Source organism: Mesorhizobium sp. FG116, from assembly GCF_057809835.1.
The window spans coordinates 1-23185 of the sequence record NZ_JBMDKS010000018.1; the positions used below are offsets into that span (position 1 = coordinate 1).

Sequence of the window (23185 nt, forward strand, 5' to 3'; positions counted from 1 at the left end):
TTTCTCCGAAACGTTCTCAATGGCTTACTCGCGTGAGCCATATGCGATTGCCCTGTCTGACCAATCGACTTCTGCCATAAACTTTAACCCGCATCCTTCCGCCCAACGATATGGTCATCGTAGAGGTGCAGCAGATACTGGTCCACCAGACGCATAAGCTTTCTTGTTCAAGCGGCGAGTTTACAGAGAGGCTTGACCTTACAAACTATCTCATCTCGCCCGGTGAGAGGAATGCTGCTATTCTGTGGCTGCGCCGTGGTGGTGGTGGAAGGCGCAACCGTCCAACCTTTTGCACGGAGACACCACCATGATCGTTCTCGGAATCCTCGTTTCCATCGCAGCTATCGGCACCATGTGCTGGCTGCTGTTCAATCTCGCCGTATTCGCTTTGCCGTTCTTTATTGGCCTGAATGCAGGCGCCTTGGCCTATGATACTGGGGCTGGCTGGCTCGGCGGCATCGTCGTTGGTCTTCTCGCCGCCGGTCTGACGCTGGCTGTTGGTCAGGGCCTGCTCATGCTGATCCGCCCGATGTGGGCGCGTCTGCTGATTGCTCTGGCCTTCGTCGCTCCGGCGGGAATGGCCGGGTTTTACGCCACGCTCGGTATTGTCAAGCACATGATGCCCTCGGAGATATGGCAACTCATCTTCTCGGTGATCGGAGCGGTTGCGGTGGGCGTGACGGCGTTCCTGCGCGTTGCCGGCATGGCGGCAACCGACCACGCGGACGGCGGCTTTGCACGAACCTGAACCGCAATGATCCGTTGATGGCGACCAGAAGCGGATGCTGATCGTTTTCCGTCTTCGTCAGGAAAATGGTGACAGACAGCGGCCAATCACCGGATCAACCTGGGGCACAGACGCGGCCCATAGGAGCGCAGGACGGTCGGCACCAGCGCGTGCAGACTGACGGGAACCCGCGGGTGGTGGCATGCCGGTGGAACAGGCCGGAAGCAGAGATGCGCATGATCTGAGACGCAGGGTGACAGGAAAGGCCGGTGTTGCCGGTCTGGTCATCCTGATGGAGCCTCGAGGTTGCCACCGTCCCCGTTCAACCCCCGTGTCTCGACCGCTCCAAACGGCCTCTTCAATGGCCTGATCTGGCCGAAGAGCAGCGCGATGCGCTTCGACCGCTTTAGCGCAACAGCGTCGTCACAACTTTCTTCCCCTGACGGCAGAGCCGCCATTCCGCGCGGAACAAGAAAGTTCCTCCTGTGCTGTCCAGCCCCCGAGGGGGTGCGCCAGCGTTCGTCTCCGGCCGGTCGATCGCCATAGAGGCCGCAATGGTGCGGGCTCGGAAACGGAAATCGGAGACTTAAAATGGCAACCATCGGCACCTTCAAGAAGACCGGCTCGAACGAATTCACCGGCGAAATCGTCACCCTCAGCGTCCAGGCCAAGGGCGTGCGCATCATCCCCGACCTGCGCGCCACCGGCGAGAACGCCCCCAGCCACCGCGTTCTGGTCGGCCGCGCTGAAATCGGCGCCGCCTGGTCCAAGCGCTCCAACGAGGGCCGCGACTATCTGGGCCTCAAGCTGGACGATCCGAGCTTCAACGCTCCGATCTACGCCAACCTTTTCGACGAAGAAGACGGCGAAACCTTCTCCCTCATCTGGTCCCGCCCCAACGGTCGCCGCGGCGACTGAGGCGCGGAACAAAGGCTCCGACCGCAAGGTCGGGGCCTTTCTCATGCCTGCGGGAAAGCCGCTAGGCCCGGTGACCTGTCCGGGCTGGAACTGCTCAGCCGGTCAGGATCGGGATCATGGTTTTCACATGGGCGTCGATCCGTTCCAGCACGAGCGGGGGGACCACTTCGCGTTCCGGCAGGGTCCACCATTTCGTATCAATGCGTTTCACCGTCTCGACAACGGCCTTGAGAACGGCTGGCTCGGGAAGCCTTGCCCGATTGGCAAACGTCTTCCAGCGGGCCGGAGCCAGGCCCTTGAAGGCTCGCTCGCCGCCCAGAGACAGCGCCAGCCCATCTGCCGGAATATAGGGAACGGTCGAAAGCATGTCGTAGATCGGTGCAAGAGCGGGCGTGTCGCCGTCGCCCGGATAGATCAGCGACCAGTTCTTGAGGTGCATGTCGCCATTGCCCATGACCACCGAGAAGGTCAGCCGCCGAACAAACTCCAGCGCGGTGAACGGCGAGATCGCAACATTCAGCACAGAGGCGATGTCGTGGGAGGCGGCGCCATCATATTTGCGCGCCGGGTACAGGCCGAAAACCTGCGCGAAATCCTCGATATGGATGCGCTGCCCGTGTGTCCCGCGATCAAAACGCCGCACGAGCAGGATCAGCCCCTCGGCAAGTGTTTCGAACTCTTCGGGTATCCCCTCGAACTGGTCTCGGCTGACCAGTTCCCGCTCGGGCACGTCCATGCCGATTGCTTCGGCAAGCGCGAGGTTCGCAAACTCGTTTTCCGACACGCCCGGAAAGGCGGTCGAGGGGAATTTTGCAATATATTGGCCCTCGTCATCCCCGAGCGGCAAGGTCAGCCCCCCGCCCTTGCCCGTGTTCTTCATCACCGAGAGCTTCATCTGCACACCCGCCAGCGAGAAGCGGGCTTTTGGCCGCCCTTGGGCGGGCGCTGTTGCGATGCCCGGTTGACCGTCACTGGGCAGCACCCGAACGGCACCCGGCAGATCCGCGCCCAGAGCTGTCAGGAGATCGAAATCATTCCCCGGCCGTACATTGCCCGCATGGTGCTTTTCCATCGCCTCACGCAGCCGGTCTTCGGGCAGCAGGTTGGCAAAGAAGGGCGGCAGGCTGCCTGCGACAGGTCGCGGATCCTTGCGCAAGCCCCCTGATGCCGCGCGCAGTGACAGGCTCAGGACCGGAATGCCGCCGGTCGCGCGATAGGCCGGATCAAGGCTGAAGGCGTTGAAATCACCCGGCGTCCTGACGATCGTGCCAACCTTCGCACTGTTCAGAAACACGTCCAGCGCGGTGATGGTCTCAGCGGTACGGACGGCTGTCATCGTCGCTCTCCGGTTGCGGGCTGAAGGCCGGGTGATCGTCCTCGGCATCCGGGCGCAAGAGCGCCTCGATGGCTGGCACCATCGTCTGTGGAACCAGCATCATTTCCAGCCCAAGCGCCCTGGCAATGTTGATCAAAGTCGTGGTGCGCGCGGCTGCTGCCCCCGTCTCGATGTCGCGGTAGCGCGGGCGCGAAATGCCCGCAAGATCGGCCACCTGCTCCTGGGTCAACCCCGCTGCAAGACGCGCGCGGCGAAAATGGTCGCCGATCAGCCCCAGTGTTTCTTTTTCCGCCTTCATGTGATGCCTTTACGGATCATTACTGTCGCTTTGATCTGAATACGTATCCTGGTCTATTGCGAACGTCAAGGATATGATCTCTAAACGAATCATTCAGATGTCGGCTGCATCGTTTGGGGCTCAATCAATCGCGGAGCAACGCCGAACTAATCCAAGGCAGAAGTGCTGCTCTTTCGAGCCATGGCCAGCGAATCGGGCACATCGAACGCTGTGCTGCGCAAATCGCCTCACGGTGTGCCTCAGCGATTTCATGTGGCGGATTGAGCAAGAACGACTAAAATAGCCGTAGTTCTGGAATGCGCGCCGGTCGCGATGGGAAGTGATCATGCATGATCACCGCTCGACAGTCGCGGGCCGCGCGCGCGTTACTGGGTTGGACGCAGGAGACGCTCGCTGACAAGGCCCGAATATCGTTAACTGCCCTGAAGCGCCTCGAGTCCGAGAACCGGCTGGAGGTGTATGAGACAACGCGGGATCAGGTGCGCCGGGCGCTTGAAGCAGCAGGGATCGTTCTCCTGTCCACGGATCGCGGGCAAGGAGTGTTGCTGGTACATGGCCAAGACGAGAAGAGACACCGACAGATCCATGACGCCTGACCGGCGCGGGCGGCATCATCGATCCGCTGCGGCGGCCTATGCTCTGTGGCGACCCGCGACATGACATCTCCGGTTCCTCCCTTCGACGATATTGCACCTGTTAGCGACGAGCTGACCAAATATGATCGCGCGCATATCAAGCTCTATATGCGGCTGCTCGATGCCGCCGGTGATGGGGCGGAATGGACCGAAGCCGTCAATGTGCTGTTCGGAATTGACCCTGTTCGGGAACCTGAACGCGCCCGGCAGGTCCATGACAGCCATCTGGCACGGGCGCGCTGGATGACACAGAGCGGCTATCGTCAGCTGCTGCGTCATCCGACAGATCGGACCTGACCTCGCCGCCGTCGCACCAGTGATGCCTTCAGAGCATCACCCTATGTCCTTGTTCTGGCTTCCATCTCGGTAGAGGCACCGCAATTCTTTCACGCTCCACCTGTGCAGTTTCAACCAGGAGCGGAGCAATGAAGCCGGATACATCCCGCTGGCGAGACCAGGACCAGTATGAATTCTACGATGCGCTGCCCGTTGAGGGCGTCGCCTGGGAATGCCTGCGCCGTAACGCGTCCTATCAGGCCAGTTTCGATGACCTTGTAGCGCAAGGCGCCGGGCATCTTCCCCTTGCGGATCACGTCCAACATCGCTGGGGGTTGCGATTTCCCGGCAGACCCCGGCTTTTCCGCGCTCGACCAACCGGTCATCTGGTCGCCTGTTGCCAATCCGGACATGCTGATGCTCGGGGCATCGCCCGATTTTCTTCCGCCTTCTCCGTCCGCCTTATCGGTAGATCTTGCTGATGCCATCTGCGGACCAGAGGGGGTATATGGTGTCTGTGACGCCAGAGACGGCGTTCAATATCTGATCCTCGCCGACACCGATGCCAATTCGCAGCCGGCGATCATTCTGCCACTTGACGAAAATCTGCCGGATCGGCTCGAAGCCATTCTCAGGCTCTGGCACATGCTGGCCGGGAAACCCGCGCGCCGCGACCCCAGGATGACGCCGTATCAGCGCCGGCGGTTTCGCCTGATGATGCAAGCTGCCGACGGAAACGCCAACCACGCGACCTATCGTGAGATTGCCATCGCCATCTACGGAGAGGCGCGCGTTCGCGCTGAGCCGTGGAAGACATCGGCTTTGCGCGCCTCTGTCATCGCCCTTGTCCGATCTGCCGCCGCGCTGATCGACGGCGGTTATCAGGACCTTTTGCGCCATCGTCGCAAACCCTGACACTGACGTCTGATCGAGGGTGAGGATTCTACCCCTTCGATCTTCCTCATCCCCCTTGCCGCCGCGCCTTCGCCACCGTGCGCATGTCATGCCGTTGATCGTCAGCGGCATCCTGCACAACCACGGAGGCCACCCCATGCGACCTGATCTCGCCGCCTTGCCGCCACGCTACCTGCGCACCAAGGAAGCTGCCGATTTCCTCAGCCTGTCCGCGCGCACGCTGGAAAAGCACAGAACCTACGGAACGGGACCTGCCTATCACAAGCTCGGCGGCCGCGTTGTCTATTCGGTCGAGGATCTCGCAGCCTGGGTTGCACGCGGATCGGTTACCTCCACGTCGGACCCACGCGGACAGGTTCTCCCGGCGAAACCTCTGCCGCCGACCGCATTCACCTCGCCCAAGCGCATTACGCGCTGAACACGGCGGTCAGCCCTCTATGGCAGCGCAGCACCCATCCGCCTCGGAACGCGGGCAACTCGATCTGTTTCGGGCGCTTCCCGGTGAACTCGCGCCACGAGACGCGCAGGATCTCATGGCTTATCCTTTCTTTTCCCTTTCCAAATCGCACCGTATCCGCCCAATTGACTTTGCGCTGGGCAACGTCTCGATCCGTGTCGAAGCTGTTCCCGATCACGGTATGGCGACGATCTGGGACGCCGATATACTGATCTGGGCGGCCAGCCAGGTCGTGGAAGCGCGGGACGCCGGTCTGCGCACGTCGCGCCTGATGGCGGCAACGCCTTATGAAATCCTGACATTCACAGGGCGCGGAACCTCCCTGAGGGACTATCAGCGCCTGAAGGCGGCGCTGGACCGGCTGCAATCGACCACGGTTGCAACCTCGATCCGCCAGCGCGCGAATGGACGGCGACATCGTTTTTCGTGGATCAACGAATGGCACGAGCGGACCGATGCCAATGGCCGTCCGGACGGCATCGAGATGATCGTGCCCGACTGGTTCTACAGTGCGGTTCTGGATGACGCCCTGATCCTCACCATCGACCGGGCCTATTTCAATCTGACCGGCGGGTTGGATCGCTGGCTCTATCGCCTGGTGCGCAAGCATGGTGGGCGACAGAAAAACGGTTGGCGGTTCGACTTCCGTCACCTGCACCAGAAATCGGGCAGTCTGTCGCCGTTCAAGCGCTTCGCCTTCGAGCTGCGCGACATTATCCGCCGCCAGCCACTGCCCGGCTACACCCTGTTCGCCGAGGTCGAAACCGGCGGCCGGATGCTGCTCGCTTTCGAGCCTGTCCCGGCCTGTGGAAAACCTGTGGATAGTCTCGTGCTATCGGGAACCCGGACTATCGTGCCATCAGGAACCGGAGGCTCGTGCTATCGGGAACCCAAACACCTCCTATCCTTCGGTAACAAAAGCGAAAATCGCGCCCTTAACTTAGAGTCTAACACAGAATCTAACTTTGAAGAGCGGCGTCGCGATGTGGAAAAGCTCATCGCGAAGGCTGGTGCGGCCCTCAGATCGGGTGCCCATAAAGGCAAGCTGACACCCCCAAAGCAAGGATCGCCCGCGTCAACAAGCACGCCTGAACTTCCTCTCGGCAAGCCGGGAGGACAGCGATGATCGTCGCTCTCCTCAATCAGAAAGGCGGTGTCGGAAAAACCACGTTGGCGCTGCATCTCGCCGGTGCGTGGGCTGCGGAAGGCAAACGCGTCATCCTGATCGACGCCGACCCGCAAGGCTCCGCACTCGACTGGTCGGAGCGGCGCAGCGATGAAGGGCTGCCAAGGCTGTTCACCGTCATCGGCCTGGCCCGCGATACGCTGCACCGGGAAGCGCCGGAGCTGGCGCGTGACGCCGACCATGTCGTCATCGATGGTCCGCCCCGTGTCGCTGGTCTGATGCGCTCAGCGCTGCTTGCAGCCGATCTGGTGCTGGTCCCGGTGCAGCCATCTCCTTTCGACGGCTGGGCCTCCGCCGAGATGCTGGCGCTTCTGAACAAAGCACGCATCTATCGTCCTGAACTGGCCGCCCGTTTTCTGCTGAACCGATGCGCTGCGCGCACCGTCATCGCCCGCGAAACGGCTGAGACACTGGCGGACCAAGATCCGCCGTTGCTGGCCACGACCATCGGCCAGCGCGTCGCCTTTGCTGAAGCCGCACAAACTGGGCGACTGGTCTCAGAGACCGATGGCGGCGAACGGGCTGCACAGGAGGTCACAGCGCTGGTGGCCGAGATCGATAGCCTCGGGATCGGGAGGATTGTGCGATGACACGTCCACCCGCCAAATCCGGCTTCGCATCGCGTCCGGGTAATCCCGATAGCTGGGTCAGGGCCGCCGATGCGCCGGCAACCGGAAAGATGGCTGCCGAGGCGTTTACCGCCCGCCTGACCATCGACATCACACCCGAACTGCGCGGGCGCATCAAGGTGGCCGCTTTCCGGCGCGGCGTCACCGTCGCCGTGATGTTGCGCGAGCTGCTGGTCCGCGAGTTTCCACCCACCGAAGGAGATCAGCCATGACCGGCAAGACCGCGTGTGCAGTGCATGAACATCCGCGGCCGGGCGGACCAGCTCCGTTCACCACATTGGTCGAACTGACCTTCCAGAAGAAGAAGGTCGAGCGCTGGATCAGGTTCGGTCACAAGAGCTTTGAGCAGATCATCGAACGCCGCTGCAGTCTGATCGGTTTTGCGCCCGAAAGCATCTTTGCCTTCGTCCGCTGGGCCTCCAACGATTACGGCACCATCGTCTCGCGGCTCGACATCCTGCGCGCCGTTGGTCGCGGCGAACCGTACCAGACCGTGCCCTTCGTTCGTCCTGGCTGCGAGATCCTGCTGCGTATTGATGGCTGGCGACAAGTCCAGCGGGTGCTGGCCCTGATTGATGCCGTGGACGCGCTTGGCATCGATCCGGCGGATGTTGCGCCGGACCATTGGCGGCACGTCCACAACCGCTTGAGTGCCGGTCAGGAACCCAACCCCTACACCCCGGAACGCCATGCCGCGTGGCTCAACCGCCGGAGGATCTGGACATGAGCCGCCGTCATATCCTCGCCGTGTCCATGCTGGCCGTCGGCACGCTTGTCGCCACGGCGGTTGCCGATCTGCCAACCCGGCTGATCTGGAACGCGACTGCCAGCGCGCCCATCGGCTTCTACACGGTTGCTCCCGCCGATACGCTCGAAATTCCAGAACTCGTCGTCATCGCGCCGCCCGAACCGCTGGAGCAGTTCATGGTCGAGCGCGGCTATATCGGGCGGGGCGTGCCGCTGTTGAAACGCGTCCTCGGCTTGCCGGGACAGCGCGTCTGCCGCAGCGGTGCGACGATCACCGTCGATAACGTCGAGATGGGCGCCGCACTGGAGCGCGACCGCATGGGCCGCGATCTGCCGGTCTGGCAGGGCTGCCGCATCATCCGCGACGGCGAACTCTTCCTCATGAATTGGGACATCCGGGACAGCCTCGACGGCCGTTACTTCGGACCTGTTCTCGCCAGTTCCGTCATCGGGCGAGCGCTCCCGCTCTGGACCGATGAGGAAGGCGATGGCCGCTACGAATGGCGGGCGGCCACGCATTGAACCCACGCCAAATCCACAAACACAGGAGACATACCATGCCACAGATCGGTCAATTTGCGCGTGACGCATCCGGCTTCGCCGGTCAGCTCGTCACGCTCACCATGAAGCGCGATCTCGTTATCGTGCCCGCCGAACATTCCGATGCGGAGAATGCGCCGGACTATCGCGTCCATTTCATTGAACATGACGGGCCGGAGGTCGGTGCTGCATGGAAACGCACCGGCGAAAAGGCTGGCGAATATCTCTCGGTGCTGCTCGACGATCCCGCCTTACCGCAGCCGATCCGCGCCAATCTGTTTCGCGACGACGATGCAGGCTCGTCATGGTCGCTGCACTGGAGCCGCCCGCGGCCCCGCGAAGATCGGGACTGAGATCATGCGATCCCGCGCCCTTCTTCTCTTCACGGCCCTTCTGTCGGCTGGCAGCGGCTCGATGCCGGCCATGGCGCAGGTCACGCCGCAACCTGCGCCTGTTACCGCGCATCCCCATGCTGCTTTCATTGCAGAGGCGTCACAGCGTTTCAGCATTCCAGAGCACTGGATTCGGGCCGTGCTGGGTGTGGAAAGCGCGGGCGATGTGCGCGCCATTTCATCGGCGGGCGCGATGGGACTGATGCAGGTCATGCCCGATACCTGGGCGGGCCTGCGCAGCCGCCATGGCCTCGGGCGCGATCCTTACGATCCGCGTGACAACATCCTCGCAGGTACGGCGTATCTGCGGGAGATGTGGGACCGCTATGGCAATGTCGCGGCCATGCTTGCCGCCTACAATGCCGGTCCCGGTCGCTATGACGAGCATCTGGCGACAGGTCGCGTTTTGCCCGCAGAAACACGCGCCTATGTCGCCACGCTCGCACCTGTTCTCGGCAGTGCGACTGCGCCTGATGTGCCGACGATCGTGCCGCCGCCGCCACAGGATTGGCGCGAAGCCCCGCTCTTCGTTGCGCAATCCGGCGGCATTTCAGCGGCGGTTGATCAGCCATCGAGCGACATCCACGCAACCGCTTCTCTGCGCGATCCCGCCGTTCAGGAGCCGCAGGACAGCGGCATATTCGTGGCCCGTGCGAGCAATGGAGATGCGCCATGAGCATGGCGTCTCCACGCGCCTTCGGTCCGCTTTCGGTGTGCAGTCAGGCTTGGGTGCGCCTGGCAGCATTCCCGGCAGGAAGGGCAAAAAGGGAAGGAAAGGCGGAGGGCAAGATAAAGGAAACCGGCACCCTGTCGGGGCGGTTTCTGGGCAAGCCCTTGTCTGCACACTGTTTTGGGGCGCGGCGCACGGCACCCTGCTTTTGGGTCTCGCGTGCCGCGATATGGCGCAAAGCCTTGGCTTTGTTGGGTTTTGGCCGGCACTATAGCCTAATATCTGCCGTTTCCGTGTCTAAACGGCATGGGATGCGCTCATGAGCGCCGACGACGAGAACCGCTTTCGCCCGAAGCCTGGCCGCATCAGGTCGGACGTGCCGAAGGCGGGCAAGGCGAAGAGCTTTCTGACGCAGGCGAAGAAGCTGGCGCGTCAGCATAGCAACAGCCCCGGCAGATCATCTTCATTCGCATCACGGACATCCTCGTCGTCTTCATCTGGTTCTGCCGGAAAGAGCGGGAAGGCGTCGCAGGCTGGCAAAGGTCCGGGCGTCAAGCGTGGTCGTGGTGCGGCCTTTGTCCGCGCCCGAACCCTGTCGGGCGGTTGGCGTCACAGTACGGCCGGAGCGCGCCGCGTCGTCGTCAAAACCCGTTATGTCCAAGGCGCGGGAAAGAATGGCAAAGGGGCTGCCCATCTGCGCTATATCCAGCGAGACGGGACATCGCGTGATGGCGAGCGCGGCCAGCTTTATTCGGCGAACGAGGACCGCGCCGATGGAGATGCGTTTCTTGACCGCGGCAAGGATGATCGCCACCAGTTCCGCTTCATCGTCTCGCCGGAAGATGCCGCCGATCTCACCGAGCACACCCGCGATCTGATGAGCCGCATTGAGGGCGATCTTGGCACGAAGCTCGATTGGGTGGCGGTCAATCACCACAATACCGGCCATCCCCATGCCCATATCATTGTTCGGGGCAAGGACGATCTGGGCGAGAACCTGGTCATCAATGGCGATTATCTCGCAAATGGTATTCGTGAGCGGGCCAGCGAACTGGTCACGCTGGAACTTGGACCCGCCACCGAGATCGAGCAGAGCCGCAAGTTGACTGCCGAAATCGACCAGGACCGCTTCACCCGGATCGACCGGGCAATGACCGAAGAGGCCGATGAACGGATCCTCGATCTGCGCCATGATCCCGACGACACGCGCCGCCAGTTCAACCGCACGCTTCGCCTGCGCCGTCTCGCCAAACTGGAAAAGATGAGGCTGGCAACGGAACATGCACCCGGCGTCTGGGAGCTTGGCGCGAAGATGGAACCAGCGCTGCGTGAACTCGGTGAGCGCGGTGACATCATCCGTAACATGCAAGAGGCGCTGAAGGCCGATGGGCAGGAACGTGATCCGATGACCTTCCAGCTTCACGATGCCGCACCCGCGGCACCCATCACCGGCCGCGTCGTCGACAAATATCTGACCGATGAGATGGGTGAAAAGCTGACCCTCGTGGTCGACGGGATCGACGGGCGCACGCACCATCTTCCCGGCATTGATCCGGCCCGCGTCGAAGATGCCCGGATCGGCAGCATCGTGGAAGTCGGTCCCGCCGATAAAGCACAACGTCCCTCTGATCGCACCATCGCTGCGATCTCGGAAAATGGTATCTACCGACCGAGCCGCCACCTCGAACAGGCGAAGTTCGAGGGACGTGTGCCGGGTGGCGACTATGAGGGCTATGTCGATGCCCATGTCCGGCGATTGGAGTCGCTACGCCGGGCCGGGATTGCCGAGCGGATCGACGCCGACCAGTGGCGCATCCCCGAAGACTTCGAGAGCCGCGCCACCGCCTATGATGCCGGTCGCAACCGGCAAGCTAGCATCCGTGTCGTCTCGACCTTCGATCTGGAAAAGCAGATCGGCGCCGATGGCGCGACCTGGTTGGACCGGCGATTGGTCACACCGGACGCCTCTGACCTTACCCCGGCAGGGTTCGGCCAGCAGGTGCGCGAGGCTATGGACCAGCGGCGTGAACACCATATCGCACAGGGCGATGCCACGCGGCAGCAGAATGGACGCATCCTCTATCGGCGCAACCTGCTCGCCAATCTGCGAGAAAGGGAAGTGGCCCGCGTCGGTGCGGAAATGGCCAGCAGCAATGGCTTGCCGTTCCGGGCGGCTGCCGATGGCGAAAATATCAGCGGCAAGTTCACCGGGACCGCACATCTATCGAGCGGCAAGTTCGCCATTGTCGAAAAGAGCCACGAGTTCACTCTTGTCCCATGGCGGCCAGTGATCGACCGCCAGCTCGGCCGCGAGGTTGCGGGCATCGTGCAGGGTGGATCGGTATCGTGGCAAATGGGGCGAACACGAGGGCTCGGGATTTGAGCCTTTGCCGATCTGGCACCTCGCAAATTGTTCTGTCGACATCGGCATCTGAAAGGGCCTGTCCGATGTGCCGCCGATAGTATCCGGCAACACGGCACCCCTGCTTTTCCTGTTGCCGCTTTCGAAAACGTCTATTCTTTGATCGGCTCCGACTCTCTTGCCGATTGGAGCCTGTATGCGTGGTGGCCGAATACTCTGGGGCCAGATCATTGTCGTATTCATCATTGTCCTGGTGATGGTCTGGACTTCGACACAATGGGTGGCCTTCCGCCTTGGCTTTCAGCCCCAGCTCGGCAATCCATGGTTCGATGTTGCCGGATGGCCGGTCTATTATCCTCCGGCCTTCTTCTGGTGGTGGTTTTCTTTCGACGCCTATGCGCCCGGTATTTTCACCGAGGGCGCGTTCATCGCCACGTCCGGGGCGTTGTTCGCTATCGCCGCCGCTTTTTTCATGTCGATCATCCGGGCGCGCGAGGCGCGCAATGTCGCCACCTACGGATCGGCCAGATGGGCCGAGGATAAGGAAATCCATGCCGCCGGGTTGCTTGGCCCCGATGGCGTGGTCCTGGGAAGACACAGCAAGGATTATCTGCGCCATGACGGCCCCGAGCATGTCCTTTGCTTCGCGCCCACCCGATCAGGCAAAGGCGTCGGTCTCGTTGTGCCGACGCTGCTGACCTGGCCGGGAAGTTGCATCGTCCATGACATCAAGGGGGAGAACTGGAATCTGACGGCCGGCTTCCGGTCCCATTACGGCCGCGTCCTGCTGTTCGATCCGACCAATGTTCATTCCGCAGCATACAATCCGTTGCTGGAAGTCCGCCAGGGGGAGTGGGAAGTCCGCGATGTCCAGAACATCGCGGATATTCTGGTCGATCCCGAGGGCAGTCTCGACAAGCGCAACCATTGGGAAAAGACAAGCCATTCGCTGCTGGTCGGCGCGATCCTGCATGTCCTTTACGCCGAGAAGGAAAAGACGCTCGCCGGCGTCGCGAGTTTTCTGTCCGATCCCCGCCGTCCGGTCGAGGCAACCTTGCGCGCCATGATGGACACGCCGCATCTGGGCGAAGCCGGTGTGCATCCCGTCATCGCTTCGTCGGCACGCGAGCTGTTGAACAAATCCGAGAACGAACGCTCCGGTGTGCTGTCCACGGCGATGTCTTTTCTCGGCCTCTACCGAGATCCGGTCGTGGCCCGCGTGACGGCCCGCTGCGACTGGCGCATTGCTGATCTGGTCGGAGCAAAAGAACCCGTCAGCCTCTACCTCGTCGTACCGCCCTCGGACATCAATCGCACAAAACCGCTGATCCGCCTCATCCTCAATCAGGTCGGGCGGCGGCTGACCGAGGAGCTGGAAACCTCCGGCAAGCGCCATCGCCTGCTGTTGATGCTGGACGAGTTCCCCGCGCTCGGGCGGTTGGACTTCTTTGAATCGGCACTCGCCTTCATGGCCGGTTATGGCCTCAAAGCGTTCCTGATCGCGCAGTCGCTCAACCAGATCGAGCGCGCCTATGGGCAGAACAACGCCATTCTCGACAACTGCCATGTGCGTGTCGCCTTTGCTGCCAATGATGAACGCACCGCCAAGCGGATCAGTGATGCGCTCGGCACGGCCACGGAAATGCGCGATTCCACCAACTATGCGGGCCATCGCCTCGCGCCATGGCTGGGGCACCTCATGGTGTCGCGGCAGGAAACGGCGCGGCCGCTCCTGACACCGGGCGAGATCATGCAGCTTCCGCCAACCGACGAGATCGTCATGGTAGCGGGTGTGCCGCCCATCCGCGCCGCCAAGGCGCGCTACTATGCCGATGCGCGGCTTCAGGAACGGGTGCTGCCGCCGCCCGATCTGCACAAGCAGTCGGTGAAGATGGAAACATCGGCACCAGACGACTGGACGAGCCGTGTTGTTGCGGCCGCGGCCGGCCACGGACCCGCGTCGAACAGGTCCGACGACGATCCTGCCAATGCCGGTATCCGTCTTGAGCCGGAGCTTCCCGAACATGAGGAAATCATCCCGCCACCACCGCCGCCATCGCAGGAGTTCGATTTTCTCGATGATGAGCCCGACGTCGATGCCGCCAAAGCCCGTGCCATGCGTCAGCGGATGCGCATGGTCGCGCGGCAGGCGTCACTCGACCCAAATGACGGCATCGAGCTTTGAGAAGGAAGACAGGCATGACGAGTCGCACCCGCATGAATGTCTACTTCTCCCCGGATCTGCTGAAGCAGGTCGAGGGTCTGGCGCTGCGTCGCAATGTTTCAAAATCCGCAGTGATCGAGGCTGCGGTAGCATCCTTCCTGTCCGGTGACACGACCGAACGGCTGGAAGCCGCAATGTCGCGACGCCTGGATAAGCTTGGCCGCCAGTTCGATATGCTGGACGAAGATGTCGCCATCCTCGGCGAGACGCTTTCGCTGTTCGTACAATTCTGGCTCACCATGACGCCGCCGCTGTCAGATAGCGCGAAACAGTCGGCACGCATCAAGGGCAACGAGCGCTTCGAAGGCTTCATGCAGACGCTGGGCAAGCGCCTGGCTTCCGGCGACAGATTCCTGAAAGAGTTGTCGCGGGATATCGATTCGCTTCACGATCTTTCGTCACAAGGCCAGTCCGAAGCGGATGGAAACCAGCTCTGAACTTTCGATCCATCCTATTTACCGCCCTGCGCCGCCGATGCCCGCACACGCGTAAACATCTGTTGAAACGGCCCTAAATCAGGTTCTTTTAATCGACCCCAATCCGGGGTCCGTCTTTTGCGCGTCCCGCCATGAACGGGGCCGCCATGACCGCATCACATCAGAAACCCGAGACGATTGCGCGTGGTGCGCGGATGCTGCGCACCGCGCTCGGTACATCGATTGCCCGGTTTCTGGAAGATCCAGCTGTGGTCGAGGTGATGCTGAATCCCGATGGCCGCATCTGGGTGGATCGGCTCTCCGAAGGGCTGGCCGATACGGGGGAGAGGCTGTCGGCTGCCGATGGCGAGCGGATCGTCAGGCTGGTCGCCCATCATGTCGGCGCCGAGGTTCATGCCCGCAATCCGCGTGTGTCGGCTGAACTGCCCGAGACCGGAGAGCGCTTCGAAGGGTTGCTGCCGCCTGTCGTCACGGCGCCGACCTTTGCCATCCGCAAGCCTGCCGTCGCGGTGTTCACGCTCGACGACTATGTAAACGCCGGGATCATGACCAGTGCTCAGGCCGAGGTGCTGCGCCTGAACGTCGCCACGCGCGCCAATATCCTTGTCGCGGGCGGCACCTCGACCGGAAAAACCACGCTGACCAACGCGCTGCTGGCAGAAGTCGCCAAGACTTCGGACCGCGTCGTGATCATTGAAGACACGCGCGAACTGCAATGCGCCGCGCCCAATCTGGTCGCGATGCGCACCAAAGATGGCGTGGCGACGCTCTCCGATCTGGTGCGTTCGTCGCTACGCCTGCGCCCGGATCGCATCCCGGTCGGCGAGGTGCGCGGGTCCGAAGCTCTCGACCTCCTTAAAGCCTGGGGCACCGGCCATCCGGGCGGGATCGGCACCATCCATGCCGGTTCCGGCATTGGCGCGCTGCGACGCCTCGAACAGCTCATCCAGGAAGCCGTCATCACCGTCCCGCGCGCCCTGATTGCCGAGACAATCGACCTCGTCGCCGTTCTTGCCGGACGCGGCTCTTCCCGCCGGCTGGTCGAACTCGCCCGCGTCGATGGGCTGGGGCCGGACGGCGATTACGCCATCACGCATCCCATCACTTTGGCAACCACCCCGAAAGGAAACCCTTCATGATCCGCACGATTTCACGCGGCTGCCGCATCATGGCAACCGCCGCTGCCACTGTTTCCATCAGTCTGATGCTGGCGCCTGCCGCACACGCCTCCGGCTCCTCCATGCCCTGGGAGGCCCCGCTTCAGTCGATCCTCCAGTCGATCGAGGGTCCTGTCGCCAAGATCATCGCCGTCATCGTCATCATCGCCACCGGCCTGGCGCTGGCCTTCGGTGATACCTCCGGCGGCTTCCGCCGCCTGATCCAGATCGTCTTCGGCCTGTCCATCGCCTTCGCCGCGTCGAGCTTCTTCCTGTCGTTCTTCTCGTTCGGCGGCGGGGCGCTCATCTGATGGCGGGCGGGTTTGAACAGCTCGATGCGGTGCCGGGCTTCTCCATCCCGGTTCACCGGGCGCTGACCGAGCATATCCTGCTCGGCGGCGCACCGCGTTCGATTGCCATCGTCAACGGCACGCTGGCCGGCGCCGTCGGCCTCGGCCTTCGTCTCTGGCTGGTTGGCATCGCCATCTGGGCGGTCGGTCATTTCCTCGCGGTATGGGCTGCCAAACGCGATCCGCTTTTTGTCGAGGTGGGCCGTAAGCATCTGCGCATACCCGGTCATCTGTCGGTGTGAGGGCGCAGCCATGATGAACCTCACCGAATATCGCCGTACCGCTACCCGCCTCGCGGATTTCCTGCCCTGGGCCGCGCTGGTTGGCTCGGGCGTCGTGCTGAACAAGGACGGCAGTTTCCAGAGGACTGCGAAGTTTCGCGGGCCGGATCTGGATTCCGCTGTTGCCGCCGAACTGGTCGCGGTCGCCGGGCGTATCAACAACGCCGTGCGCCGCCTCGGCTCCGGCTGGTCGATCTTTGTTGAGGCACAACGAAGCGAAGCCGCGACCTATCCCGGCAGCCAATTTCCTGATCCGGCCTCCGCTCTTCTCGATGCCGAGCGCAAAGCTGCCTTCGAGGAAGCGGGCACGCATTTCGTGTCAGGCTACTTCCTGACCTTCCTCTGGCTGCCACCCGCCGAAGATGCGGCTCGCGCCGAGACCTGGCTCTACGAGGGCCGTGAGCAATCCGGCGTCAATCCATGGGAGCTGATGCGCGGCTTCATCGACCGCACCGACCGCGTGCTGGCGCTGCTCGACGGCTTCATGCCCGAATGCCACTGGATCGATGACGCGGGCACGCTGACCTATCTCCATTCCACGATTTCCACGAACCGCCATCGTGTTCGCGTGCCCGAAGTGCCCATGCACCTCGATGCGCTGCTGGCCGATCAGCCGCTGACTGGCGGGTTGGAACCGCGCCTTGGTGACAAGCATCTGCGCGTCCTGACCATTATCGGGTTTCCGACAGCGACCACGCCCGGCCTGCTCGACGAGATGAACCGGCTCGCGTTCCCGTATCGCTGGTCCACCCGCGCCATCCTGATGGACAAGACGGACGCGACGAAACTCCTCACCAAAATCCGCCGTCAATGGTTCGCCAAGAGAAAATCCATCGCCGCGATCCTCAAGGAGGTGATGACCAACGAGCAATCGGCGCTGGTGGACACCGATGCGTCCAACAAGGCGCTCGATGCCGACATGGCCTTGCAGGAACTGGGCGCTGACGTCGCCGGCATGGCCTATGTCACAGCAACCGTCACCGTCTGGGATGCCGACCCCCGTATCGCCGACGAGAAGCTGCGTCTGGTCGAGAAGATCATTCAGGGCCGTGACTTCACGGCCATGCCGGAAACTGTCAATGCCGTCGATGCCTGGCTAGGCTCGATCCCCGGACATGCCTACGCCAATGTCCGGCAGCCGCCGATCTCGACGCTCAACCTCGCCCACATGATCCCTCTATCGGCCGTGTGGGCGGGGCCGGAACGGAACGAACATCTCGGAGCGCCCCCCTTGCTGTACGGCAAGACCGAAGGTTCGACTCCGTTCCGGCTTTCCCTTCATGTCGGCGACGTGGGCCATACCCTCGTCGTCGGCCCGACCGGCGCGGGCAAGTCCGTGCTGCTGGCGCTGATGGCGCTGCAATTTCGCCGCTATGATCGCAGCCAGATTTTCGCTTTCGATTTCGGGGGATCGATCCGGGCATCCGCGCTCGCCATGGGTGGCGACTGGCATGATCTCGGCGGTGGATTGACCGAGGGATCGGAGGTTTCCGTTTCCCTGCAACCGCTGGCGCGGATCGATGATGCCTATGAACGGTCATGGGCCGCTGACTGGATCGCCGCGATCCTGATGCGTGAAGGCATGATCATCACGCCGGAGGTGAAGGAGCACATCTGGACGGCGCTGACATCGCTGGCATCCGCCCCGGCGGGGGAACGGACCATCACCGGCCTTGCCGTGCTGCTGCAATCCAACGATCTGAAACAGGCGTTGCGCCCTTACTGCATTGGCGGCGCCTATGGCCGGTTGCTCGACGCCGAGGCCGAACATCTCGGATCAGCCGATGTACAGGCCTTCGAGATCGAGGGGCTGGTCGGCACTGGGGCTGCGCCTGCCGTCCTGTCCTATCTGTTTCATCGGATCGGCGACCGGCTCGACGGTCGGCCAACCCTGCTCATCATCGACGAAGGCTGGCTGGCGCTCGATGACGAGGAGTTCGCCAACCAGCTGCGCGAATGGCTGAAGACACTCAGGAAGAAGAACGCTTCCGTCATCTTCGCCACGCAATCGCTCTCGGACATTGACGGCAGCAATATCGCGCCCGCCATCATCGAAAGCTGCCCGACGCGGCTGCTTCTCCCGAATGAACGCGCCATCGAGCCGCAGATCACGGCAATCTACCGCCGCTTCGGCCTCAATGACCGGCAAATCGAGATCCTCGCGCGGGCCACGCCAAAGCGGGACTATTACTGCCAATCGCGGCGCGGCAATCGCCTGTTCGAGCTTGGCCTCAGCGAAGTCGGCCTCGCGCTCTGCGCCGCATCATCCAAATCCGATCAGACCCGTATCGCCGAACTCGTCGCCGAGCATGGGCAGGACGGTTTTCTCGCGGCCTGGCTGCGCCATCGCGGCGTCGAATGGGCCGTCGATCTGATCCCGAACCTCACAAATCTTGTCGAACGGACAGAGCCCGCTCGGCCGGTCGCGCCAGACCAAATCCATCCAGATGACAGCCAAGAAAAGGAGACCCTGCCATGATCCGTATCCCCGTTTCCCGATATGTCAGTGCATCCGTGCTGGCGCTGACGCTCGCCATGCCTGTTGCACTGTCGCCCATGCTGGCAAGCCCCGCTCACGCTTTTGGCTTCGGCCGCATCGTCTATGATCCGACCAACTATGCGCAGAACCTTCTGACTGCCGCACGTACGCTGGAGCAGATCAACCACCAGATCACCTCGCTTCAGAATGAAGCGCAGATGCTCATCAATCAGGCGAAGAATCTCGCCAGTCTGCCATATTCCTCGCTCCAGACTTTGCAGCAGAATGTCCAGCGCACGCAGCAGCTTCTGGCCCAGGCGCAGAACATTGCCTTCGACGTGCAGAACGTCGATCAAATGTTCCAACAGAAATACGGCAAGGTTTCGCTGTCCGCGACCGACGCCCAGCTCGTCGCCGATGCGCGGTCCCGCTGGCAGAATACGGTCGGCGGTTTGCAGGACGCCATGCGCGTGCAGGCTGGTGTCGTCGGAAATATCGACACCAACCGCGCTGAAATGTCCGCCCTTGTCGGGCAGAGCCAGAACGCCACCGGCGCGTTACAGGCGACACAGGCGGGCAATCAGCTTCTCGCGCTCCAGTCGCAGCAGCTTTCCGACCTGATCGCGCTGATGTCCGCCAATGGTCGCTCCGAAGCTCTGATCGAAGCCGAGCGCGCCACCGCCGCCGACCAGGGCCGCATCCAACGCGAGCGTTTCCTGACACCGGGATCGGGCTATCAGCCCGGCAATGCCCGGATGTTCGGCAACGGCAGCAACTGACCGGACAGGAGGGGCGCGACATGGACGGCAAGATGCTGGCCCGGCTTGGCGCGATCATATTCGTGGCCATCGCCATCACCGCGACGGTGATCGAAATGACACGCGAGGACGAACCAGCACAGCCCCGTTCGGCGCCGGCGCTTCAGGCGCCTGCCGATCCGCTGCACCAGAGCCTGCGCCACTGCCAGCAGTTAGGCGAGGCCGCCGTGAACGACCCCGGCTGCCTCGCCACCTGGGCCGAGAACCGCGACCGGTTCCTCGGCCGGACGCCGGTGCCCGCCGCTCCGCATCAGAACGGGGGACAGTGAACCATGGGCGGCACCGGCGTCATCGACAACTTTCTGGGTGTTTTCACTAGTTATATCGACAGCGGCTTCGGCCTGCTCGGTGGCGAGGTCGCCTTCATTGCCACCACGCTGATCGTCATCGACGTAACGCTGGCGGCATTGTTCTGGTCCTGGGGTGCCGACGACGACATCATCGCCCGGCTGGTCAAGAAAACGCTGTTCATTGGCGTCTTCGCCTATCTGATCGGCAACTGGAACAATCTCGCCCAGATCATCTTCGACAGCTTCGCCGGTCTTGGCCTGAAAGGTTCGGGCACCAGCTTTTCCGCCGCCGATCTGCTGCGGCCCGGCAAGGTGGCGCAGACCGGCCTCGATGCCGGTCGCCCGCTGCTCGAATCCATCTCGGACATGATGGGTTATTGGTCGTTCTTCGAGAACTTCATCCAGATCGCCTGTCTGATGTTCGCCTGGGCGCTGGTGCTGCTGGCCTTCTTCATTCTCGCCGTGCAGCTCTTCGTCACGCTGATCGAGTTCAAGCTGACCACGCTGGCGGGCTTTGTCCTCATTCCCTTCGGCCTCTTCGGCAAGACCGCCTTCATGGCTGAGCGCGTGCTCGGCAATGTCGTCTCTTCCGGCATCAAGGTGCTGGTGCTCGCCGTCATCATCGGCATCGGCTCGACATTGTTCTCGCAGTTTACGGCCGGTTTCGGCGGCGTGACGCCGACCATCGACGACGCAATGGCGATCGTGCTGGCCGCACTTTCCCTTCTCGGCCTCGGCATCTTCGGTCCCGGCATTGCTTCCGGTCTGGTTTCTGGCGGCCCGCAGCTTGGCGCAGGTGCAGCAGTTGGAACCGGCCTTGCCGCTGGCGGCATGATGCTTGCCGGCGGCGCTGCCGCAGGCATGGCCGCGAAGGGAGGGGCAGCGGCGCTGTCGGGTGGAGCTGCTGCCGTCCGTGGCGGTGCTGCTGCGGCAGGGGCGGCGAGCGTCGCCTATAGTGTCGGATCGCTCGGCCAGTCAGGGGCTGCCGGTGTTGCCTCCGGCCTCGGCGGCGTTGCCCGCGCGGCAGGCTCCGCCGCCGCATCGCCCCTGAAACGAGCGGCCTCGAAAGCAGCGGAAAGCGTCAAATCCAGCTTCTCCGATGGCGCGCGCGGCGGGCTCGGCGTCACCGGTGGATCGTCCTCGCAGGGAACCATTGGCGGTGCGAGCGTGGCCGGTGCCGCACCCGCCTCCGCACCGGCGGGCGGACCGCCTGCATGGGCGCAGCAGATGCACCGCCGCCAGGCGCTCAATCACGGCACGACCATGGCCGCCCATGCCGTCCGCTCCGGTGACAGCCACGGCGGCGGCTCTTCCGTCAACATTTCCGAAAGTGACCGCTCATGAACATCTTCAGACGTCCAGCGACCCATTACGGCAAATCGCCTGAACCCGAGACGCCTTACCAGAAAGCCGCACAAGTCTGGGACGAGCGCATCGGCTCGGCTCGCGTGCAGGCCAAGAACTGGCGCTATATGGCCTTCGGCTCGCTGATCCTCTCGGCGGGCTTCGCTGCCGCGCTCGTTCTGCAATCGGCGCGAGGGACCGTCGTGCCCTGGGTGGTGCAGGTCGATAATCTCGGCCAAGCCCAGACCGTCGCCGCAGCCACCGCCGATTACCGTCCGACCGATCCGCAGATCGCCTTCCATCTTGGCCGTTTCATCGAGCAGACGCGCTCGATCCCGGCGGATGCCATCATCGTGCGCCAGAACTGGCTGCGCGCCTATGAGTTCACCACTGATAGGGGAGCGGCCGCGCTCAACGACTATGCCCGCGCCAATGATCCGTTCACCCGTGTCGGCCGCCAGCAGATCGCAGTCGAGGTTTCCAGCGTCATACGCGCCTCGAACGACAGCTTCCGCGTCGCCTGGACCGAGCGTCACTATGAGAACGGGCAGCTTTCCACGACCGAGCGCTGGACCGCGATCCTGACCATCGTGATCCAGACGCCGCGCGATGCCGAGCGTCTGCGCGCCAATCCGCTCGGCATCTACGTTAATGCAATTTCATGGTCGCGGGAGATGAGCCAATGACCATCGCGTCTTCCCGCAATTCCGCCTTGCCGGTTTTCCGTAAACCCGCCTTTGCAGCTTTGTTGCTTTCGGTCACCATGCTGGCAGGCTGCGCCACCAACAAGACGCCGCAGTTCAGCTATGATGCCGATGTGCCAGCGTTGCCCGTCGTGCCGACCGCTGTCACCGATGACCGGCCTCGGCCGCTTCACACGCCGCCGGCCTGGGCGGTCGCACGCGGCGGAACCGCTGCCGGAACACCGGCAGGCCGGGTTGAGAACGCCAATGCCGCCGCCCGCGTCGAGCCGCGCCGCGAGGGTTACTATAACGCCATCCAAATATATCCCTGGTCGGAAGGCGCGCTCTATCAGGTCTATGCCGCACCGGGCCAGATCACCAATATTGCGCTGGAGCCGGGCGAAAGCCTGACCGGCGCGGGACCGATCGCGGCAGGAGACACCGCCCGCTGGATCATTGGCGATACCGAGAGCGGGAGCGGTACGTCGCGCCGGGTCCATATTCTCGTCAAACCATCCCGATCCGACATCTCAACCAATCTCGTGGTGACGACCGATCGGCGCACCTATATGATCGAGCTGCGCGCCCGCGAGGCGCTCTATATGCCGTCCGTATCCTGGTCTTATCCGGCGCTGCCTGCCGGTCAGCGCCAGACCGTTCCCGCAGCACCCATCATCCCGATCGAGGCGGCACGCAACTATCGTTACGGCCTGACCGGAGATACGCCGCCATGGCGGCCGATTTCCGTCTTCGATGATGGCCGCCGTGTCTATGTCGTTTTCCCGCGCGGCATCGTGCAGGGAGAGATGCCACCGATTTTCGTCATCGGTTCCGAGGGCGAGACCCAGATCGTCAATTCCCGCGTTCACCAGAACATCTTGATCGTTGATCGGCTGTTCGGAGCGGCTGAGTTGCGTCTTGGTAGCGGCAAGCAGCAGCAGATGGTCAGGATCGTTCGCATCGAGCAAAGGCAAGCTGCCCAGCCCGACAAAACCAGGGAGCAACCGTCATGAGCGAAGAGGCTACCACCAATC

Annotated in this window: 28 protein-coding genes; 26 read left to right on the forward strand and 2 right to left on the reverse strand. The window is 62.7% G+C overall.

Going from position 1 to position 23185, the window contains the following annotated elements; translation table 11 throughout:
- Positions 1–307: 307 nt before the first annotated feature.
- Positions 308–748 carry a hypothetical protein gene (locus ACODTY_RS14805; RefSeq protein ID WP_038146389.1) on the forward strand — a complete coding sequence of 147 codons (441 nt, stop codon included), beginning with the start codon at positions 308–310 and terminating at the stop codon, positions 746–748.
- 570 nt (positions 749–1318) lie between these two features.
- Positions 1319–1645, forward strand: a complete 327-nt coding sequence (locus tag ACODTY_RS14810; RefSeq protein WP_009450558.1) for a DUF736 domain-containing protein — start codon at positions 1319–1321, stop codon at positions 1643–1645.
- Positions 1646–1739: 94 nt separating this feature from the next.
- Here the strand turns inward: ACODTY_RS14810 and ACODTY_RS14815 are convergent, their stop codons facing one another.
- Positions 1740–2981, reverse strand: coding sequence for a type II toxin-antitoxin system HipA family toxin (locus ACODTY_RS14815; RefSeq protein WP_309588302.1), 1242 nt, complete (start codon positions 2979–2981; stop codon positions 1740–1742).
- Positions 2959–3279 (reverse strand): helix-turn-helix domain-containing protein, encoded by a 321-nt coding sequence (locus ACODTY_RS14820; RefSeq protein WP_309588304.1) that lies wholly within the window; start codon positions 3277–3279, stop codon positions 2959–2961. Before ACODTY_RS14820 ends, ACODTY_RS14815 begins: the two co-directional genes overlap by 23 nt.
- A gap of 329 nt (positions 3280–3608) precedes the next feature.
- On the opposite strand from ACODTY_RS14820, the gene ACODTY_RS14825 reads away from it, so the two are divergent.
- The 24 genes from ACODTY_RS14825 (at position 3609) to trbG (ending at position 23164) form a co-directional block, all read left to right on the forward strand.
- Complete coding sequence (locus ACODTY_RS14825) at positions 3609–3875, forward strand: helix-turn-helix domain-containing protein (RefSeq protein ID WP_020818551.1); 267 nt, start codon at positions 3609–3611, stop codon at positions 3873–3875.
- A gap of 60 nt (positions 3876–3935) precedes the next feature.
- On the forward strand, positions 3936–4211 hold the full coding sequence (locus tag ACODTY_RS14830; RefSeq protein ID WP_309588308.1) for a DNA -binding domain-containing protein: 276 nt from the start codon (positions 3936–3938) through the stop codon (positions 4209–4211).
- A gap of 128 nt (positions 4212–4339) precedes the next feature.
- Positions 4340–4672, forward strand: a complete 333-nt coding sequence (locus ACODTY_RS14835) for a transcriptional regulator domain-containing protein (RefSeq protein ID WP_309588310.1) — start codon at positions 4340–4342, stop codon at positions 4670–4672.
- Positions 4608–5105 (forward strand): DUF2285 domain-containing protein, encoded by a 498-nt coding sequence (locus tag ACODTY_RS14840; protein ID WP_309588312.1) that lies wholly within the window; start codon positions 4608–4610, stop codon positions 5103–5105. The genes ACODTY_RS14835 and ACODTY_RS14840 overlap by 65 nt, the downstream gene beginning before the upstream one ends.
- Before the next feature lie 136 nt (positions 5106–5241).
- A complete protein-coding gene (locus ACODTY_RS14845) occupies positions 5242–5523 on the forward strand; it encodes a helix-turn-helix transcriptional regulator (RefSeq protein ID WP_010336149.1) in 282 nt (93 codons plus the stop codon).
- A gap of 19 nt (positions 5524–5542) precedes the next feature.
- Complete coding sequence (locus ACODTY_RS14850; protein WP_309588316.1) at positions 5543–6688, forward strand: replication initiator protein A; 1146 nt, start codon at positions 5543–5545, stop codon at positions 6686–6688.
- Complete coding sequence (gene parA, locus ACODTY_RS14855) at positions 6685–7338, forward strand: ParA family partition ATPase (protein WP_309588318.1); 654 nt, start codon at positions 6685–6687, stop codon at positions 7336–7338. Before ACODTY_RS14850 ends, parA begins: the two co-directional genes overlap by 4 nt.
- Positions 7335–7589, forward strand: coding sequence for a hypothetical protein (locus ACODTY_RS14860; protein WP_309588320.1), 255 nt, complete (start codon positions 7335–7337; stop codon positions 7587–7589). Before parA ends, ACODTY_RS14860 begins: the two co-directional genes overlap by 4 nt.
- Positions 7586–8104, forward strand: coding sequence for a DUF2840 domain-containing protein (locus ACODTY_RS14865; RefSeq protein ID WP_488995016.1), 519 nt, complete (start codon positions 7586–7588; stop codon positions 8102–8104). The genes ACODTY_RS14860 and ACODTY_RS14865 overlap by 4 nt, the downstream gene beginning before the upstream one ends.
- On the forward strand, positions 8101–8646 hold the full coding sequence (locus ACODTY_RS14870) for a S26 family signal peptidase (protein ID WP_015740155.1): 546 nt from the start codon (positions 8101–8103) through the stop codon (positions 8644–8646). The genes ACODTY_RS14865 and ACODTY_RS14870 overlap by 4 nt, the downstream gene beginning before the upstream one ends.
- 35 nt (positions 8647–8681) lie before the next feature.
- Entirely contained in the window at positions 8682–9017 is a 336-nt protein-coding gene (locus ACODTY_RS14875) for a DUF736 domain-containing protein (protein WP_010336155.1), read from the forward strand.
- 4 nt (positions 9018–9021) lie between these two features.
- Entirely contained in the window at positions 9022–9732 is a 711-nt protein-coding gene (locus ACODTY_RS14880) for a lytic transglycosylase domain-containing protein (RefSeq protein ID WP_405048942.1), read from the forward strand.
- A 1144-nt stretch (positions 9733–10876) separates the two neighbouring features.
- Positions 10877–12109, forward strand: coding sequence for a DUF3363 domain-containing protein (locus ACODTY_RS14885; RefSeq protein ID WP_309588642.1), 1233 nt, complete (start codon positions 10877–10879; stop codon positions 12107–12109).
- A 175-nt stretch (positions 12110–12284) separates the two neighbouring features.
- Positions 12285–14273 carry a conjugal transfer protein TraG gene (locus tag ACODTY_RS14890; RefSeq protein WP_309588323.1) on the forward strand — a complete coding sequence of 663 codons (1989 nt, stop codon included), beginning with the start codon at positions 12285–12287 and terminating at the stop codon, positions 14271–14273.
- Positions 14274–14287: 14 nt separating this feature from the next.
- Positions 14288–14749 (forward strand): ribbon-helix-helix domain-containing protein, encoded by a 462-nt coding sequence (locus ACODTY_RS14895; RefSeq protein WP_015740163.1) that lies wholly within the window; start codon positions 14288–14290, stop codon positions 14747–14749.
- 146 nt (positions 14750–14895) lie between these two features.
- Entirely contained in the window at positions 14896–15888 is a 993-nt protein-coding gene (gene trbB, locus ACODTY_RS14900; RefSeq protein ID WP_035746328.1) for a P-type conjugative transfer ATPase TrbB, read from the forward strand.
- Positions 15885–16217 (forward strand): TrbC/VirB2 family type IV secretion system protein, encoded by a 333-nt coding sequence (locus ACODTY_RS14905; protein ID WP_009450539.1) that lies wholly within the window; start codon positions 15885–15887, stop codon positions 16215–16217. The genes trbB and ACODTY_RS14905 overlap by 4 nt, the downstream gene beginning before the upstream one ends.
- On the forward strand, positions 16217–16498 hold the full coding sequence (locus ACODTY_RS14910; protein ID WP_035746326.1) for a VirB3 family type IV secretion system protein: 282 nt from the start codon (positions 16217–16219) through the stop codon (positions 16496–16498). The genes ACODTY_RS14905 and ACODTY_RS14910 overlap by 1 nt, the downstream gene beginning before the upstream one ends.
- 10 nt (positions 16499–16508) lie before the next feature.
- A complete protein-coding gene (trbE, locus tag ACODTY_RS14915; protein WP_309588329.1) occupies positions 16509–19016 on the forward strand; it encodes a conjugal transfer protein TrbE in 2508 nt (835 codons plus the stop codon).
- Complete coding sequence (trbJ, locus tag ACODTY_RS14920) at positions 19013–19795, forward strand: P-type conjugative transfer protein TrbJ (protein ID WP_309588331.1); 783 nt, start codon at positions 19013–19015, stop codon at positions 19793–19795. The genes trbE and trbJ overlap by 4 nt, the downstream gene beginning before the upstream one ends.
- A 20-nt stretch (positions 19796–19815) precedes the next feature.
- Positions 19816–20103 carry a putative entry exclusion protein TrbK-alt gene (trbK-alt, locus tag ACODTY_RS14925; protein WP_024707398.1) on the forward strand — a complete coding sequence of 96 codons (288 nt, stop codon included), beginning with the start codon at positions 19816–19818 and terminating at the stop codon, positions 20101–20103.
- Positions 20104–20106: 3 nt separating this feature from the next.
- Positions 20107–21468 (forward strand): P-type conjugative transfer protein TrbL, encoded by a 1362-nt coding sequence (trbL, locus tag ACODTY_RS14930; RefSeq protein WP_309588333.1) that lies wholly within the window; start codon positions 20107–20109, stop codon positions 21466–21468.
- Positions 21465–22154 carry a conjugal transfer protein TrbF gene (gene trbF, locus ACODTY_RS14935; RefSeq protein ID WP_020818572.1) on the forward strand — a complete coding sequence of 230 codons (690 nt, stop codon included), beginning with the start codon at positions 21465–21467 and terminating at the stop codon, positions 22152–22154. The genes trbL and trbF overlap by 4 nt, the downstream gene beginning before the upstream one ends.
- Positions 22151–23164 carry a P-type conjugative transfer protein TrbG gene (trbG, locus tag ACODTY_RS14940; protein WP_309588336.1) on the forward strand — a complete coding sequence of 338 codons (1014 nt, stop codon included), beginning with the start codon at positions 22151–22153 and terminating at the stop codon, positions 23162–23164. Before trbF ends, trbG begins: the two co-directional genes overlap by 4 nt.
- Positions 23165–23185: the final 21 nt, after the last annotated feature.

Coding starts and splice junctions, on each gene's coding strand:
- ACODTY_RS14880 (WP_405048942.1), top strand. CDS start 9,022: ATGCGATCCCGCGCCCTTCTTCTCTTCACGGCCCTTCTGTCGGCTGGC.
- ACODTY_RS14820 (WP_309588304.1), bottom strand. CDS start 3,279: ATGAAGGCGGAAAAAGAAACACTGGGGCTGATCGGCGACCATTTTCGC.
- ACODTY_RS14815 (WP_309588302.1), bottom strand. CDS start 2,981: ATGACAGCCGTCCGTACCGCTGAGACCATCACCGCGCTGGACGTGTTT.
- ACODTY_RS14865 (WP_488995016.1), top strand. CDS start 7,586: ATGACCGGCAAGACCGCGTGTGCAGTGCATGAACATCCGCGGCCGGGC.
- ACODTY_RS14910 (WP_035746326.1), top strand. CDS start 16,217: ATGGCGGGCGGGTTTGAACAGCTCGATGCGGTGCCGGGCTTCTCCATC.
- trbB (WP_035746328.1), top strand. CDS start 14,896: ATGACCGCATCACATCAGAAACCCGAGACGATTGCGCGTGGTGCGCGG.
- ACODTY_RS14905 (WP_009450539.1), top strand. CDS start 15,885: ATGATCCGCACGATTTCACGCGGCTGCCGCATCATGGCAACCGCCGCT.
- ACODTY_RS14850 (WP_309588316.1), top strand. CDS start 5,543: ATGGCAGCGCAGCACCCATCCGCCTCGGAACGCGGGCAACTCGATCTG.
- trbJ (WP_309588331.1), top strand. CDS start 19,013: ATGATCCGTATCCCCGTTTCCCGATATGTCAGTGCATCCGTGCTGGCG.
- trbL (WP_309588333.1), top strand. CDS start 20,107: ATGGGCGGCACCGGCGTCATCGACAACTTTCTGGGTGTTTTCACTAGT.
- ACODTY_RS14840 (WP_309588312.1), top strand. CDS start 4,608: ATGCTCGGGGCATCGCCCGATTTTCTTCCGCCTTCTCCGTCCGCCTTA.
- ACODTY_RS14810 (WP_009450558.1), top strand. CDS start 1,319: ATGGCAACCATCGGCACCTTCAAGAAGACCGGCTCGAACGAATTCACC.
- ACODTY_RS14870 (WP_015740155.1), top strand. CDS start 8,101: ATGAGCCGCCGTCATATCCTCGCCGTGTCCATGCTGGCCGTCGGCACG.
- trbK-alt (WP_024707398.1), top strand. CDS start 19,816: ATGGACGGCAAGATGCTGGCCCGGCTTGGCGCGATCATATTCGTGGCC.
- parA (WP_309588318.1), top strand. CDS start 6,685: ATGATCGTCGCTCTCCTCAATCAGAAAGGCGGTGTCGGAAAAACCACG.
- ACODTY_RS14825 (WP_020818551.1), top strand. CDS start 3,609: ATGATCACCGCTCGACAGTCGCGGGCCGCGCGCGCGTTACTGGGTTGG.
- ACODTY_RS14830 (WP_309588308.1), top strand. CDS start 3,936: ATGACATCTCCGGTTCCTCCCTTCGACGATATTGCACCTGTTAGCGAC.
- ACODTY_RS14875 (WP_010336155.1), top strand. CDS start 8,682: ATGCCACAGATCGGTCAATTTGCGCGTGACGCATCCGGCTTCGCCGGT.
- ACODTY_RS14860 (WP_309588320.1), top strand. CDS start 7,335: ATGACACGTCCACCCGCCAAATCCGGCTTCGCATCGCGTCCGGGTAAT.
- trbE (WP_309588329.1), top strand. CDS start 16,509: ATGATGAACCTCACCGAATATCGCCGTACCGCTACCCGCCTCGCGGAT.
- ACODTY_RS14835 (WP_309588310.1), top strand. CDS start 4,340: ATGAAGCCGGATACATCCCGCTGGCGAGACCAGGACCAGTATGAATTC.
- ACODTY_RS14845 (WP_010336149.1), top strand. CDS start 5,242: ATGCGACCTGATCTCGCCGCCTTGCCGCCACGCTACCTGCGCACCAAG.
- ACODTY_RS14890 (WP_309588323.1), top strand. CDS start 12,285: ATGCGTGGTGGCCGAATACTCTGGGGCCAGATCATTGTCGTATTCATC.
- trbF (WP_020818572.1), top strand. CDS start 21,465: ATGAACATCTTCAGACGTCCAGCGACCCATTACGGCAAATCGCCTGAA.
- ACODTY_RS14885 (WP_309588642.1), top strand. CDS start 10,877: ATGACCGAAGAGGCCGATGAACGGATCCTCGATCTGCGCCATGATCCC.
- trbG (WP_309588336.1), top strand. CDS start 22,151: ATGACCATCGCGTCTTCCCGCAATTCCGCCTTGCCGGTTTTCCGTAAA.
- ACODTY_RS14895 (WP_015740163.1), top strand. CDS start 14,288: ATGACGAGTCGCACCCGCATGAATGTCTACTTCTCCCCGGATCTGCTG.
- ACODTY_RS14805 (WP_038146389.1), top strand. CDS start 308: ATGATCGTTCTCGGAATCCTCGTTTCCATCGCAGCTATCGGCACCATG.